The organism is Hymenobacter psoromatis, assembly GCF_020012125.1.
Lineage (GTDB): Bacteria > Bacteroidota > Bacteroidia > Cytophagales > Hymenobacteraceae > Hymenobacter > Hymenobacter psoromatis.
In genome coordinates this window covers 2491292-2506280 of the sequence record NZ_JAIFAG010000001.1, presented here as the reverse complement: position 1 = coordinate 2506280, position 14989 = coordinate 2491292, and the positions used below count along the sequence as shown (strand labels likewise).

Annotated in this window: 15 protein-coding genes; 3 read left to right on the top strand and 12 right to left on the bottom strand. The window is 61.2% G+C overall.

Annotated features, from left to right (window positions below; genetic code table 11):
- Positions 1-79: 79 nt before the first annotated feature.
- The 3 genes from meaB to LC531_RS10890 form a co-directional block, all read right to left on the bottom strand.
- Positions 80-1063, bottom strand: a complete 984-nt coding sequence (gene meaB, locus LC531_RS10900; protein ID WP_223650321.1) for a methylmalonyl Co-A mutase-associated GTPase MeaB — start codon at positions 1061-1063, stop codon at positions 80-82.
- 141 nt (positions 1064-1204) lie between these two features.
- On the bottom strand, positions 1205-2107 hold the full coding sequence (locus tag LC531_RS10895) for an FKBP-type peptidyl-prolyl cis-trans isomerase (RefSeq protein WP_223650320.1): 903 nt from the start codon (positions 2105-2107) through the stop codon (positions 1205-1207).
- Between the two features lie 107 nt (positions 2108-2214).
- A complete protein-coding gene (locus tag LC531_RS10890; RefSeq protein ID WP_223650319.1) occupies positions 2215-3336 on the bottom strand; it encodes a YncE family protein in 1122 nt (373 codons plus the stop codon).
- 126 nt (positions 3337-3462) lie between these two features.
- On the opposite strand from LC531_RS10890, the gene LC531_RS10885 reads away from it, so the two are divergent.
- Entirely contained in the window at positions 3463-4131 is a 669-nt protein-coding gene (locus tag LC531_RS10885) for a DUF2461 domain-containing protein (RefSeq protein ID WP_223650318.1), read from the top strand.
- On the opposite strand, the gene LC531_RS10880 is transcribed toward LC531_RS10885, so the two are convergent.
- The 4 genes from LC531_RS10880 to LC531_RS10865 all read right to left on the bottom strand — a co-directional run bounded on the left by LC531_RS10880 (position 4128) and on the right by LC531_RS10865 (position 8841).
- Positions 4128-4661 (bottom strand): DUF6702 family protein, encoded by a 534-nt coding sequence (locus LC531_RS10880; protein ID WP_223650317.1) that lies wholly within the window; start codon positions 4659-4661, stop codon positions 4128-4130. The genes LC531_RS10885 and LC531_RS10880 overlap by 4 nt on opposite strands.
- A gap of 157 nt (positions 4662-4818) precedes the next feature.
- On the bottom strand, positions 4819-6162 hold the full coding sequence (gene rseP / locus LC531_RS10875) for an RIP metalloprotease RseP (protein WP_223650316.1): 1344 nt from the start codon (positions 6160-6162) through the stop codon (positions 4819-4821).
- A gap of 75 nt (positions 6163-6237) precedes the next feature.
- Entirely contained in the window at positions 6238-7416 is a 1179-nt protein-coding gene (locus LC531_RS10870; protein WP_223650315.1) for a 1-deoxy-D-xylulose-5-phosphate reductoisomerase, read from the bottom strand.
- A gap of 165 nt (positions 7417-7581) precedes the next feature.
- Positions 7582-8841, bottom strand: coding sequence for a pyridoxal phosphate-dependent aminotransferase (locus tag LC531_RS10865; RefSeq protein WP_223650314.1), 1260 nt, complete (start codon positions 8839-8841; stop codon positions 7582-7584).
- Between the two features lie 128 nt (positions 8842-8969).
- Here LC531_RS10865 and LC531_RS10860 point away from each other — a divergent pair, with 128 nt between their 5' ends.
- Positions 8970-10292: a zinc dependent phospholipase C family protein gene (locus LC531_RS10860; RefSeq protein WP_223650313.1), complete on the top strand. Its 1323-nt coding sequence runs from the start codon at positions 8970-8972 to the stop codon at positions 10290-10292.
- A 66-nt stretch (positions 10293-10358) separates the two neighbouring features.
- Here LC531_RS10860 and rplS read toward each other — a convergent pair whose 3' ends face one another.
- The 5 genes from rplS to LC531_RS10835 all read right to left on the bottom strand — a co-directional run bounded on the left by rplS (position 10359) and on the right by LC531_RS10835 (position 13806).
- Positions 10359-10739 (bottom strand): 50S ribosomal protein L19, encoded by a 381-nt coding sequence (gene rplS / locus LC531_RS10855; protein ID WP_223650312.1) that lies wholly within the window; start codon positions 10737-10739, stop codon positions 10359-10361.
- 121 nt (positions 10740-10860) lie between these two features.
- Entirely contained in the window at positions 10861-11541 is a 681-nt protein-coding gene (trmD, locus tag LC531_RS10850; protein ID WP_223650311.1) for a tRNA (guanosine(37)-N1)-methyltransferase TrmD, read from the bottom strand.
- A gap of 76 nt (positions 11542-11617) precedes the next feature.
- The gene (rimM, locus tag LC531_RS10845) at positions 11618-12184 is read right to left on the bottom strand and encodes a ribosome maturation factor RimM (protein WP_223650310.1); all 567 of its coding nucleotides are present in this window, start codon (positions 12182-12184) and stop codon (positions 11618-11620) included.
- Between the two features lie 156 nt (positions 12185-12340).
- Complete coding sequence (locus LC531_RS10840; protein ID WP_223650309.1) at positions 12341-12889, bottom strand: 30S ribosomal protein S16; 549 nt, start codon at positions 12887-12889, stop codon at positions 12341-12343.
- A gap of 143 nt (positions 12890-13032) precedes the next feature.
- Positions 13033-13806 (bottom strand): acyl-CoA desaturase, encoded by a 774-nt coding sequence (locus LC531_RS10835; protein ID WP_223650308.1) that lies wholly within the window; start codon positions 13804-13806, stop codon positions 13033-13035.
- 190 nt (positions 13807-13996) lie between these two features.
- Between LC531_RS10835 and LC531_RS10830 the strand changes: the two genes are divergently transcribed.
- Positions 13997-14923, top strand: coding sequence for a DUF6624 domain-containing protein (locus LC531_RS10830; RefSeq protein ID WP_223650307.1), 927 nt, complete (start codon positions 13997-13999; stop codon positions 14921-14923).
- Positions 14924-14989 lie beyond the last annotated feature (66 nt).

The window sequence follows — 14989 nt, the reverse complement described above, 5'->3', positions numbered from 1 at the left end:
TAAAAACAAGCCAGCCCAAAACAAAGACGCTGGTACGCCTGCTATGCTGATGGACTACCCCAATTAGAGTAGCCACCCGCTAACTGGTGCTCAGCAGCTGCCCCGCCGCCGCCCACGGCGTAAGCTGACCCGCCGCCACGGCGGCCCGCACGCCCGGCAGGGCGCTTTGCACGCCGGTCCGGCCGTAGAACTGGGCCTCCAGGGCCTGGCGCACGGCCTCTTCCAGCCACTGGAGTTGCTGCTGGGCGCGGCGCTGCTGCCAGTAGCCGCTGGCCTGGGTTTGGGCGGCGTATTGTGCTATCAGGTCCCAGGCTTCGGGCAGGCCCGCGCCGGTTGCGGCCGAGCAGGTGCGCACGGGTACCGTCCAGCCCGAGGCGGCGGGCGGGAAGAGGTGTAGCGCGCCTGCGTAGTCGCGCACGGCGCGGCGGGCGGCCTGCTCGTTGCCCGCATCAGCCTTGGTGATGAGCAGGGCGTCGGCCATTTCCATGATGCCGCGCTTCACGCCTTGCAGTTCGTCGCCGGCGCCGGCCAGCATCAGGAGCAGGAAAAAGTCTACCAGGCCGTGCACAGCCACTTCGCTTTGCCCTACCCCTACGGTTTCGACGAAGATGACGTCGTAGCCGGCCGCCTCGCACAGCAGCAGGGCCTCGCGGGTAGCACGGGCTACCCCTCCCAGGCTGCCCGATGCCGGCGAGGGCCGGATGAATGCCCGCGGGTGCAGCGTGAGCTGCGGCATCCGGGTTTTATCGCCCAGGATGCTGCCGCCGCCGCGCGGCGAGCTGGGGTCCACGGCCAGCACGGCCAGCTTCTTGCCCAGCTTTTCTACTAAATAAAGCCCTAGCGCCTCAATAAACGTGCTTTTGCCTACCCCCGGCACGCCCGTGATGCCCAGCCGCAGCGCGCCGCCAGTGCGCGGTAGCACTGTTTGCAGCACCTGCTGCGCCAGCGCCTGGTGCGCAGGCAAGGTGCTTTCTACTAAGGTGATAGCACGGGCTAGTACGCCGCGCTGCCCGGCGGCCAGGCCCTGGGCGTAGTTGGCGGCGGAAAGAAGAGGAGCGGGCACGGCCGCAAAATACGGGGGAAGCGCCTCTACCTGACGAAATTTCCCGCGGAGGACGCGGAGGTAGGCGCGGAAGCCGCGGAGTCGTTCGCTCTGCGGGCTCCGCGTCTGCCGTCGCGTCCTCCGCGGGAAATACTACCAGGCTTATTTTACGTCCGTCACTTCCACGTCGAAGCGCAGTACGGAGTTGGCGGGCACAGCGGTACTGCTGCCTGCCAGGCCGTAGGCCAGGTTGGAGGGGATGAGCAGGGTGGCCTTATCCCCTTTGTGCATGAGGGAAATTCCCTCATCAAAACCCGGAATAGCTTGCTTAGGCGTAGCTCCAACCATGAATTGGAACGGCACGTTACCGTGCTGCGAGGAGGCATCGAAGACGGTGCCATCGAGCAGCTTACCGGTGTAGAGTACCGATGCCGTTTTGCCGGCCGCGGCCGCGGCAGTAGCATTCGTAACACCCGGCACGAAATACAGGCCCGAGGGCTGCTTTTGGGCAGTGGTAATGGAATTGGCTTTCAGATAATTCTGAATGAGCTTATCGTCGGTGAGGGCAAAATTGATGTCTACCAGCTTCACGTTGAAGCGGATAACCGCATTGGCCGGGATAGTTGGGGCGCTGCCGCCCGGCCCGTAGGCCAGCCCCGACGGAATAACGAACAGGGCCGAATCACCCAGGTGCATCAGCGACACGCCCTCATCAAAGCCCGGAATGACTTGCTGCTGCCCCAGCGCAAAGCTGACGGGCACGTTGTTGTGCAGCGAGGAGGCATCGAAGACGGTGCCATCGAGCAGCTTACCCGCGTAAAGCAGCGATACCGTGTTGCCGGCCGCGGGCTTCGCGGCGTTCGCGTTGGTTACCAGCGGCACGTAGTACAGCCCCGAAGTCTGCTTCTGCGCGGTAGATATCGAATTGTCGGCTAGGTACTTAGTGATAGTCACGTTGTCGGCCGCCGAATAATCGGGGGTCGTCATGGTGTCATCCTTCTTGCAAGCCGTGGTGAGCATACCCGCTGTGAGTAGCCCTAGTAGCGCCAGGGGTAAGCGGCGCAATTTCCCCGAAAAAAATGTTCTCATACCTAATTTTTTGCACAAAAATAACTCCGCCGGGCCGCAGGTGCCGCGTGCCGCGCCAAAGGCGGCCAAAATAACGCCCTACCCTATGGCTCGGTAATGAAGCCGGGTAGCCCCAGCTTGCTGCGTCGGCCGCCCAGGTTCAGGCCATCGTCTACGTAGCCGCAGGCCGGGCCGGCGGCGTTGGGGTTCTCAATCACGCCCAGGAAGGAATTATCCTCGCGGGCCACGTAGATTTTACCGTCCGGCCCGCGCTGCAAGGCCCCGATTTTGTGGTTGCTGGAGCGGCCCACCGTCTCGGCCTTCTTGGTTTTCAGGTCAATTTGAATAAGCTGGGTTTCGCTTGCGCCGGCCCGGCTGATGGCCCCAGCGCTGTTGCCGTTGCAGGTGCCGTAGAGCTTGCTGCCATCGGGCGAAAACTCCACGCCATACGCTTCTTGGTAAGGCCCAAAGCCGCGCGGGTTACTCACCTTGCCGGTGGCGCGGTCGAAGTCGTAGACTTCAAACTTATTGTTGTCGCGCCACAAAGCGGTGCCTACCTGGCGGCCATCGGGCGAGAACTTGAGCGCCCCAATGGCGTTGCCGCCGGGGCCGGCGTTCATGCTACCCACATTACTGAGGATGGGCTGGGCGGCCTGTACGCCCTCGGCCGTGACGAGGTAGGCCACGAAGGCGTTGGAGCGCCAGCGGTGGGCCAGCACCCACACGTCGCGGCCGTTGGCATGGCGCACGGCGGCCAGCTTCTCCGCCACCGGGCTGAGTAGTAGCAGGTTGGCGCGGGGCACGTCGCCGAGGCTATTGGCGCGGGTCATATCTACCACCGAATAGCGCAGGCCATCGGGCGCGCCCTGCGCAGCTACCGTGAAGACGTAGAAGATGTTGCCCGAGCCGGGGTCGGGCACGATGAGCGCCGATTGGGTGCTGCTGCCGCTGCCCATGAGGTGGCGGCCGCCGGGCATGGGCTGGTGCAGGCGGTTCCACACGGTTTGGCCATCGGTGTAGAAGAGCAGCTCGCCACGCCGGGTGGTGGCCACGGCGCAGCCCTCGTAGGTCGTCATGGCTCCGTTGAGCAGGGGGGTAGGCGCGCCGTTGGCGAAACTCAGGCCCGCCTGTCGGCCAAAATACCAGAGGTCAGTAGGCCGCTGAGCGGCAGCGGGTTGAATGAGAAAGAGTAGCGTGGAAAAAGCTAGTAGCGGAAGGTGTCGCATAGGTAAAATAGGGGGGTAGGGAATCGCTAAACGAAAAAACTATGCCGGACAGTGCCCCGCCCAGAGCCGTAGCTTTGCCAGCCGCTCTGCTCCGCCTGGCTTCGCCCTACCAGCCTCCCTACCCCCATGAACCCCGCCGCCCTGCTCGACTTTCTCGACAACCTCGCCCAGCATAACGACCGCGACTGGTTTCAGGCCCATAAAGCCACTTTCGACACGCTGCGCGCCGACTTCGAGCAGGACGTGGCCTACTGGCTGCGCGAGCTGGCCGCCGATGAGCCCGCCCTGGCCGGCCTGGACCCCAAAAAGTGCGTTTTCCGCATTTACCGCGACGTGCGATTTTCTAAGGTTAAGGTGCCGTATAAGACGCACTTCTCGGCCTACTTTGCGGCCGGCGGCAAGCACGGCGATGCGTCCGGCCGCTACGTCCAGATTGGTCCAAATGGCCAGACTATCGTGGCCGGCGGCCTTTATGAGCCTACCAAGGAGCAGCTGGCCGCCGTGCGCCAGGAAATGGATTATGCGCCCGAAGGATTGCACGCGCTGCTGGCCGCGCCCGCCGCCCGGCAGTTTTTCCCGCGCGGCCTCCACGGCGAGCAGCTCAAAAAAATGCCGCCCGGCTACGACCCTACCCACCCCGAGGCCAACTGGCTGCGTCACAAGCAGTTTCTACTACTGCACGAGCTACCTGACGCGGACGTGCGCTCCCTCTCACCAGAAGCTCTTCGGGCTCACATCCTGGCCGCGTTGCGGGCGCTGGGGCCGTTCTGCCAGTGGCTGGGGGTTAGTGATTAATTCCTAAAACTAATCAATTCCTCTTCGTGACCATTGCGCAGTAGGGCGCTGATTTTCTTGCCGTTGCCCTCGGCGTTCACGATATTCATCTGGTCCGAAAACGATTCCAGTAGCACGCTTTGGTTGAGCAGTAGCTCCTGAGTGGGGCGCGGTAGGGGTATTTTGGCGTAGAGCCAGTAGGCTTCCTTATCGGGTTGCAGGCCCAGGAACTGCACATCGAGAGGTAGGCGCGGTTGGCGCGGGCTGGCCGGGATGCTGAGCTTCAGATGCTGATGTAAGTACAATTCGGCCAGGGGTAGGGCGGCTGGTGAGCGCAAGTCCACGGCCTTGGGCCGGCCTTGCGAGAGGGCCTGGGCGAAGTCGTCGGCAAAAACCTTCAGGGCCAGCTCTACCTGCTGCTTCTGCGGGTTCAGGCGCAGCTCCAGAATGCTAGTGTGGTAGGCGTGGCGGGTGCCGGCTACGCCGGGCAGACCGAGGAAGAGCGCCAGGAGCAGGTAGCTGATTGTCAGTAGCTTTCCTTTTTTATTCATAACCGCTGTATAGTATATAATGCAGAATGTCATGCTGAGCTTGCCGAAGCATCTCTACCGAACGACACCCGAACGGCGCGGTAGAGGTGCTTCGGCAAGCTCAGCATGACGTTCTTTTTGGCTTTCTCCAACTTCAAAAGCCAGCAATTAAAAAAAATTAAAACAGCTTCATTACCTGCTTAATCACAATCACATACACCATCAAAGCCAGAATAAGCACTGTGCCTACGCGTTGCGCGCCCTCCAGGAATTTCTCCGACGGCTTGCGGCGCAAAATAATTTCGTAGAGCAAGAACAGGACGTGGCCGCCATCGAGGGCCGGAATGGGCAGTAAGTTCATGAAAGCCAGCACCATGCTCAGCATCCCGACCAGCGTCCAGAAGTGCGGCCAGTCCCAGTGCCCACCGAATTGCTGCGCAATTTCGACCGGGCCGCCCAGGCTTTCGGAAGCCGAGGCTTCGCGCTTGGCAATTTTAGCGAATGCCTTGGCTTGCAGCGAGATAACATCGAACGCCTTCTTGGTGCCCTGCGGAATGGACTGGCCCAGTGAGTACTGACGAGTACTGAAATGCAGCATTGGCTCGGGCCGGATGCCAATTTTGCCGGTTTCGCTGATGGTCACGGGTAGCGTCAGGGTCTGGCCGGCGCGCTCCACCACCACGGGTACCGTTTGGCCCTTGAGGGGGGGTAGGGTGCGCAGCAGCTCGTCATAATACCTAATGGGCGTGCTGCCGATGCGCATAATGCGGTCGCCGACCCGAATGCCGGCCTTGGCGGCCGGGTTGCCGGGCACTACCTCCTTGAGGGTGAAGGGCTGGCGCGGCTCCACAAACAGGCTGTCGCCCTGCTTGGCCATGCGGTCCATGAATCGCGGGGGTAGCTTGGGCAAGTCCAGCAGCTGGCCGCCGCGCTCCACGGTGTAGTAGCTCTCGTTGTTGAGCAGCACGTTGGGGTCGTACACGTCGTTGAACTCCGTGAAGGGTCGGCCGTTGATTTTCACAATCTGGTCGCCGTCACGGAAGCCCATGCTGCGGCCCAGGCTGGTCGTGACCACCCCGTAGCGGGCCTCTGAGGCAGGTAAGTAGCTCTCGCCCAGCTTATACGTAAGGGCGGTGAAGATGACGATGCCCGTAATCACGTTCATAATAATGCCGCCCATCATCACCAATAGGCGTTGCCAGGCCGGCTTGGCCCGAAACTCGTCGGGCTGCGGCGGGCCGGCCAGCGCGTCGGCATCCTGGGTCTCATCCACCATGCCGTGAATGGCCACGTAGCCACCCAGCGGAAACCAACCGATGCCGTATTCGGTGTCGCCCACCTTCTTTTTCAGCAGGCTGAAATTCCAGACGTGGGGGAGGGGAAAGAGGAAGTCGAAGAAGATGTAAAACTTCGTGACCTTAATCTTAAAAAGCTTGGCGAAGGCAAAGTGTCCAAACTCGTGCAAGCCTACTAGCAGCGACAGGCCCAGCACCAGCTGGCCAATCATAACAAGAATTTCCAATTTCTAAGGAAAAATTTTAACAGAAGATTTTACAATGTTCGTCCTTGCGAGCAAAGCGAAGCAAGGACGAATTATTCAATTTGTCAACAACCCAGTTGCCACCCTGCGCGCTTCTCTATCAGTAGCGGCGTAGTCGGCCAAGGTTGGGGTTGCAAGATACGGAACCCGGTCCAGGGTCCCGGCCACCACGTCGGCCATGCCCAGGAAGCTTACGCCGTCCTGCAGGAAGGCCGCCACGGCCACTTCATTAGCGGCATTGAGGACGCAGGCGGCGGTGCCGCCGCGCCGCATGGCCGCGTAAGCCAGCGGCAGGTGGCGAAACGTAGCTTGGTCGGCCGCCTCAAAAGTGAGGGTAGGATAATCTAAAAACGAAAATCGCGGAAAATCATTGCGCAGGCGCTCGGGGTAGCCCAGCGCGTACTGAATGGGCAGCTTCATATCGGGCCGGCCCAGCTGCGCCTTCAGCGAGCCGTCGCGGAATTGCACCAGCGAATGCACGATACTCTGCGGATGCACGATAACGTCAACCTGCTCATTATCAAGGCTGAATAGCCACTTGGCTTCTATCACTTCCAGGCCCTTATTCATGAGCGTGGCCGAATCAATGGTGATTTTAGCCCCCATCGTCCAGTTGGGGTGCTTTAGCGCCTGCGCCTTAGTGATATGCGCCAGCTCGGCCGCCGTGCGCCCCCGAAACGGCCCGCCCGAGGCCGTGAGGATGACCTTCTCCACGGGGTTCAGCTCTTCGCCCACTAGGCACTGGAAGATGGCCGAGTGCTCGGAATCGACGGGTAGGAGCTTGACCCTATGCTCACGCACTAAGCTGGTTATCAGCTCACCAGCTACTACCAGCGTTTCCTTGTTGGCCAGTGCAATATCTTTGCCGGCCCGGATGGCGGCCACCGTGGGGGGTAGGCCCGCGTAGCCGACCAGCGCCGTGAGCACCACGTCCACGTCGGGGCGCTGCACCACTTCCAGCAGGGCGGCCGCGCCGGCCAGCACCTGGGTTTCGGGCTGGCCCGCCAGGGCGGCTTTCACCTCGGCATAAAACTCGTCGCCGATAACTACGGCCGCCGGCCGGAACTCCTGGGCCTGCGCCACCAGCGCCTGCCACTGCCGCCCGGCCGTGAGCACCGCCACCCGAAACCGGCCCGCCTGCTCGCGCACCACGTCCAGCGCCTGCGTGCCGATGGAGCCCGTGGAGCCCAGTAGTGCCAGGTTTTTGGGCGGCGCAGACGGAGAAGAATTCGCCATTAACTAGAGATTGAAACTATAATACAGGACTTACGCAAAAGACGTTTGTCCTTGCGAGCGCAGCGCGGTAATTGTACCAGAACGAAATCGTTCGGGTGTCGTTCCGGGGCGATTGCCGCGCTGCGCTCGCAAGGACAGGTGATTCGCGGACTCGCAGCGTCTACCCTACCCCAGCTTATCCAGCGCGGCCCGAAGGCGGGGCAGCGCGGCCTCTACCGAGGCCCGCGACTCGGCCCCAACCGAGAGGCGGAACCACGGTGCGGTGGCTGCCGCTCCGAAGGCGCTGAACGGCACCACGGCCAGCCCGGCTTCGGTGAGCAGGTAGGCGGTGATTTCTTTGGTGGTGGCCAGCACTTCGCCGGCGGCCGTGCGGCGGCCCAGCACGTCGATTTTGGCGGTGAGGTAGATGGCCCCGGCCGGCGCGATGGCATCCACCGGGTAGCCCTGCTCACGGAGCTGCTTCAGGCCGTGGTAGGCGGCATCGAGGGTGGCTTGCAGCTTGGTTTTGAAACCCGTCACGAACTCATCTACAGCTTCCGTTTGGGGTAGGAACTTAGCAGTGGCTACCTGCTCGGCCTTCGGTGCCCAGGCCCCGACGTGCCCCAGCAGGCCCTTCATTTTCTCGATAACTACTTTAGGTCCAAACGCATAGCCCACCCGAACGCCGGTAGCCGCGAAGCACTTCGAGATGCCGTCAATGTACACCACATAGTCGCGCAGGGCGGGCCGCAGGCTCACCGGGTCGTGGTGCTCGGTTTGGCCGAAGGTCAGGAGCCAGTAAATCTGGTCGTAGAGGATGTAGAGTGGCTTCTCATCAGGCCCGCGGCGCTGGTTTTCGGCCAGCACCAGGTCGCATATTTGTTCCAGGCTCTCCTTTGTGAATACCGTACCCGTAGGGTTGAGCGGCGAGCATAAGGCCAGTAGCGTGGCCCCGCGCAGCTGCGGGGCCAGCTCTTCGGCGGTGGGCATGAAGTCGTTTTTGGGCTGGGTGGGCACGGCCACCGCCTCGGCCCCCGACAGGTAGCAATAGTGGTTGTTGTTCCAGGACGGAATCGGGAACACTACGCGGTCGCCGGGGTCCACCAGGGCCAGGTAGGCGGTGTAGATGAGCGGGCGCGAGCCACTGGCCACCAGCACCTCATCGGCGGGCGAGTAGCTAAGGCCCAGGCGTTTCTGTAGGAAATCGGCGGCGGCCTGGCGCAGGTCGGCGATGCCGGCGGCGGGCGGGTAGTTGGTTTGGCCAGCCTGGTAGGCGGCCACTACCCCCTCGCGCAGCCCCGCCGGAATGGGGAATAATTGCGGGTCGAAGTCGCCGATAGTGAGGTTGCAGATGGTCGCGCCCTGGCGAATCTGCTCGCTCACGGCGTTGCCAATTCGGATAATTTCGGAGCCGCTCATCTGGTCGGCCAGCCGGGAAATACGCATGGGTAGGAGGGATGGAAAGAAGCAAAAAGTCCCGCAAAGGTACCACCGGTAAAGGCAGGGGTAGGGAAAACGTAGTATAAGCTCCAGCTTATGCGTACTTGCACCCAGCAAAATCCCTACCCCCCTTCATGCGCCTGGCATTACTCCTACTATTTCTGCTCGCAGCGGCCCCGGCCAGCGCCTATTCGGTGCTCACGCACCAGTCGGTAATCGACTCTACCTGGGCCGATTACCTGCTGCCACTGCTGCGCCAGCGCTATCCCGGCGGCGATACTACCGCCTGGAAAGAAGCCAAAAGCTATGCCTACGGCGGGGCCATTATTCAGGACATGGGTTACTACCCGCTGGGCGCGGAATTTTTCACCGACCTCACCCACTACGTGCGGGCGGGCGATTTTGTCCAGAACCTGCTGCGCGATGCCCACGGCCGCAACGAATACGCCTTTGCCCTGGGCGCACTCGCGCACTACGCCGCCGACAACGTAGGCCATCCCGAATCCACCAATCTCATCCTACCCCAGCTCTACCCCAAGCGCCGGGCTGAGTACGGCCCGGTGGTGACGTATGAACAAGCGCCCATCAACCACACCGAGCTGGAATTTTCGTTCGACGTGGTGCAGATTGCGGCCGGCCGCTACCGTTCGCAGGACTACCACAAGTACGTTGGCTTTCGGGTGAGCAAGGCGCTGCTGGAGCAGGCTTTTCAAGAAACCTACGGCCTGGAGCTGGGCCAGGTCTTGTTCAACGTGGATGCCGGAATCGGGGCGTATCGCTTTACCGTTAATCAGCTAATGCCGGCCGCCGCCCGTGCTGCCTGGGTCAACCAGCGCGCGGCCATTCGCAAGGTTAGCCCCCGCGCCCGCCGCCGCGACTACGTGTACCGCACTAACCGCCGCCAGTTTCGCCGCGAGTACGGTCAGAACTACGAGCGGCCGGGCTTCGGGGCGCGGGTGCTTTCGGGCCTGCTCAGCCTGCTGCCCAAGATTGGCCCGCTCAAAGCCTTTGCCTTCCGGGTGCCCAGCGCCGCCGGCGAGGCCCGCTTCCGGCACAGCTACCGCGCTGTGCTGGCCAGCTACCGCACCCTGGTGCGCGCCCTACCCCCCGACACGGCCGCCGCTACGCCCGCCCTGCCCGATACCAACCTTGACACCGGCCGCCCTACCCGGCCCACCGAGTACATCCTAACTGATGTAACCTATAAACAACTATTGCGCGAGCTGCAAAAGCATCATTTCGAGCATCTTACTCCCGCGCTACGCCAGCATATCCTGGCTTACTACGTCGCCGGCCCCCCGCCCACTGCCCCGCCCGCCCGCTTTACCGAAGCCACCGAAGACGAGCAGAAAAATTCTAAAAAGAACCGCCGCCAGCGCGAGGAAGCTGAGCAGGCGCTGGCTGCCTTGCGCGCCCTACCCCCCGCGGCCATCGGCAAGCCCGCGAGCCGGGACTAAAAACAAAGCGAGCCCGCCCCCAATCTGGGGCGGGCTCGCTCTTACTATCGCTAAAAGCAACGCGGCTTACGCAGCTACTTCCTTCGCGATGTCGCGGCGACGCTCCTTGATGCGGGCGGCTTTGCCCGAGAGGCCACGCAGGTAGAACAGGCGGGCGCGGCGCACTTTGCCGCGGCGGATAACCTCGATTTTGTCGATATTGGGCGACAGCAACGGAAAGATGCGCTCGGTACCAATCTGGTTGGAAATCTTGCGCACGGTGAACGTTTCACCATTGCTGCTGGGGTTGCGGCGCTGAATCACCACGCCCTGGAACTGCTGCACGCGCTCCTTATTACCCTCGCGGATTTTCACGTGCACGTTAATGGTGTCGCCGGCAGCAAACTTGGGAAAGCTGGCGCGGCGCTCCTGGCCTTCGGCATTAATAAAATCGAGTAGTACGCTCATGGCGAAAAAAGAATTACAAGGTGAGCAGCGCCGCTGCCTACCAATTGGTATTTTGCGAAACGGAGCGCAAAGATAAGAAATTAAGCGCGTAAATGCAAACGGGTGAAGCCGTGACAGTCAATTATCCCTGCCCCAGCAAATCGGGCCGCTTGGCCTGGGTGTGGGCCAGCGCTTGCTCGTGCCGCCACTCCTCAATGCGTGGCGTATTGCCCGAGAGCAGGATTTCGGGCACGGCCCGCCCGCGCCACTCGGCCGGCCGGGTATACACCGGCGGGGCCAGCAGCCCATCTTGAAAGGAGTCGGATAGCGCCGATTCCTCGTTGCCGAGCACGCCGGGCAGCAGCCGCACCACGGCATCTACCAGGATGGCCGCCGCCAGCTCGCCGCCGCTCAGTACGTAGTCGCCCACGCTGATTTCGTGGGTCACGTACTCCTCCCGAATGCGCTGGTCTACGCCTTTATAGTGGCCACAAAGCAGGATAATATTGCCCAGCAGCGAGAGCCGGTTGGCCAGCGGCTGGCGCAAAGTTTCGCCGTCGGGCGTGAGGTAGATGATGGCGTCATAGGGCCGTTGCGCCCGCAGTTCGTCAATCCAGGCCGCGATGGGCTCCACGCGCAGCACCATGCCCGCCCCGCCCCCAAACACGTAGTCGTCGAGCTGCCCGTGCTTGTTGATGGCGTAGTCGCGCAGGTTGTGCACCCGGATTTCGGCCAAGCCCTTGTCCTGCGCCCGCTTCACAATGGAATGGGCGAACGGGCTTTCGAGCAGCGCCGGCTGGCAGGTCAGGATATCTACACGCATCTGTACTAAACCGCGGATTGGTCGGATTGGTCGGATTTTGAGAACGACCATCTGTTTTTTGGAATGATGCCGGTAGTTAATCCGCGTTCGGATTTTTGTGCGCGCCGGGGTTGAGGTAGATGTCCAGCAAGCCCTCGGGCATGTTGACGAAAAGCTGTTTCGCCTCCATATCGGCGTGGCTCACCAGCTCATCCACCACGGGCAGCAGCACTTCCTGGCCCTGGTAGCGCATGGCCAGTACATCCTGCTGCGGCAGCTCGTAGAAGTTTTCGACCACGCCCAGCGGGCCTTCTTTGGCATCAATTACTTGAAAGCCAATAACATCGTGGAAGTAAAACTGATGCTCGGCCAGCGGCGGCAGTTCGGCCAGTGGCAGCCAGAGCTTGGCCCCACGCAGCGGCTCGGCCTCCTCAATGCGCTCGATGCCGCGCAGCTTGAGCAGCACCCGCAAGCCCCCCTGCGGGTTTACGCGCTCGATGGGGTAGGGCGTGAGCGTGCCCGGCGCGGCGGGTAGGGCCAGGTACAGAGTCTTGAGCTTGTCGTAGGTGGCAGCATCGTCCACGTCTAGCTGCGTGACCATCAGGCCCTTCAGGCCGTGGGGCTTCACGATGAAGCCCAGCTCAAAGCACTCGTCGCGGGTCATGGGGTAGGGAATGAAAATTTAGAGTACAATAACATGAAAAGAACGTCATGCTGAGCTTGTCGAAGCATCTCTACCGAACGATATCCGAACGGCGCGGTAGAGATGCTTCGACAAGCTCAGTATGACGTTCTCTTTAGGTACTTAAACTACCTGAGCTTAGGCGGCATCCTCGGCCGAGATTTCGGCGGTTTCCGTCGTCTCGGTTTCCGTTTCGGCCGGGGCGGCGGGGGTAGCGGCGGCCAGGGCGGCAGCCTGCTTCTTTTGCTGCGCTTCGGCGCGGGCTTCCTTCACCTTGGTTTCGGCGGCAAGCTGCTGCTTGCGGGCATCGGCCTTGGTGTCGGTGAGGCCAACTTTCTTAGCTTCAATCTTGGCATCTTTGTCGCTCAGCCAGTCCTGGTAGCGCTGGTCGGCAACTTCTTGGGTGAGAGCACCTTTGCCTACCCCCAGCTGGAGGTGGCGGCGCAGCAACACGCCGCGGTAGGCAAGCATGGCCCGCACGGTTTCGGTAGGCTGCGCGCCGGCCATTACCCAATAGAAGGCGCGGTCGCCGTCGTAGTTGATGGTAGCGGGGTTGGTGTTGGGGTTGTAGGTACCGAGCTTCTCAATGAAGCGGCCATCGCGCGGGGCGCGGGCGTCGGCTACTACGATGTCGTATGTCGCGGCCTTCTTGCGGCCCCGACGGGCGAGGCGGATTTTAACTGCCATAAACCTTGCGGGTTGTGCGACGCAGCTCGTGCGTCTGATGAAAAAAGAAGTATTTGGGGCCGCAAAGGTACGGCCTACGCGAGCAATAAAAAAGGCCGAAGCAAAACTTCGGCCTTTCTCGGTAGCGAGGGGGTAGGGCGCGGCTACGCAGCCTGCGCCAGCTTCTTGGTGCGCTGCTTGGGCTGCACGTCGCGGCGCTTGATTTTAATAATCCGGGCCTTATCCAGCGTCCAGATGGCCACGTAGGTCGGGTCGAACTCCCACCACTTCACGCCGAAGTTGACGCGCATCGGTAGCTTGTGGTGGTTGTTCTGAAACAGCTCGCCGAAGGCCAGGAAGTCCATTGCCAGCGTGTTCTTGCTGTGGTCGTGGTTGTCGAAGTTCTGGTAGCCGTACTTATGGCCGCCCCAGTTCACGATGGCCCCGTGAATCGGCCCCATCAGGAAGTGGATGGGTAGGAGCAGGTACATCCACCAGGCGGTGGCGAAGTTGATGTAAAACAGCACGTAGGCCGTGCCCCAGCCCAGGCGCGAGTACCATTTATCGCCAAAGTCCTCGATGGCCTGCCACACCGGATAGTCGCCCTCGAAGCGCTCGGCCAGTTCGTGCTGATGGTTTAGCACGTCGTTATAAATGCCCTTCGTCTTCCACATCATGTCAAACGCGTTGTTGGAAAACAGTGGTGAGTGCGGGTCCAGCTCCGTGTCGGAGTAGGCGTGGTGCATCCGGTGTAGCAGAGCGTATGCCCGCGGCGACAGGAAGGAGCTACCCTGGCAGATATAGGTGAAGAGGAAGAAGAATTTCTCCCAGAACTTATTCATCGTAAACATCTTATGCGCCGCGTAGCGGTGTAAATAAAACGTCTGCGTGAACAGCGAGAGGTAGTAGTGGGCAACGAAGAAAACCAGGATAATCATTCAGGAATGAGGTAAGCGTGAGGATAACCCGCCCGCACAAGCCATTTGCAATGGGCTTGGTTCACCGGTAACACAAAATTACGGTTCCTTATTAGCCCAAAACTGCCCCGTGCTTCACAATGCCATAATGTTACACCCCGTTTGAGAAGAGTAGAAAGGCGCAGGAATAGTTCCGGACCTATCTTGCGCCATGCGAAACGCTTTGCTATTACTGCTGAGCCTGGGCTGGGGCTTGGCTGCTCAGGCCCAAGCTACCCCACCCCCGCTCCGCAACCAAGCCTTAGCGGCTTACCACGACAAGCAGTACCGCGAGTCAGGGGAGCGCTATGAGGAGAGCTTTCGGCAGCCGGCAGTCCAGCCCACGGCGGGCGACTTTTATAACGCCGCGTGCAGCTGGGCGCTGGCGGGCGAGCCCGCGCGGGCTTTTCAAAACCTGGACCGCGCCATCCAGGCCGGTTGGGATGACACAACGCACCTCCAAACGGATAGCGACCTCAACTCCCTGCACGCCTATAAGCGCTGGCCGCCCACGCTGCGCAAGCTGACCGCCGCCGTGGCGCGGGCCGAGGCCAACATCAACCAGCCGCTGAAGCGTGAGCTAGCCGAAATACTGAAATCTGACCAGGTACCGCGTCGTAGCGTGGTAGCTACGTATAAGAAATTCGGGCCAAAATCACTGCAGATGGATTCACTGAATCAAGTGATTATCCAGGCTGACGCACGCAACTTACCTCGCGTGACGGCTATTATTGACCACTACGGCTGGCCCACCAAGAGCCCTACGGGCAGTTCGGGTAGCTATGCGGCCTTCCTTGTTATTCAGCACTCCAACCTGGCCACCATGCATAAATACCTGCCCCTGATGCGCCAAGCAGCGGCCAAAGGCGAACTGTTGAAACAAAATTTAGCGCTGACGGAGGACCGCGTGCTAACGTACCAGAATAAGCCGCAGCTTTACGGTAGCCAGTACCGCTACAACGCCACGACGGGCAAGCCCGAATTTTTTCCTATTGCTGACGAAGCGCACGTGGACGAGCGCCGGGCCAGCATGGACCTGGAACCCCTGACCGATTACGCCCGCGGTTTTGGCCTGAACTACCAGCCGGCAAAAGAGTAAGGCGGGTAATTCAAGTAATGGAAATAATGTCGTTCAAGCGTGAGAACGATATTATTCCCATTACTC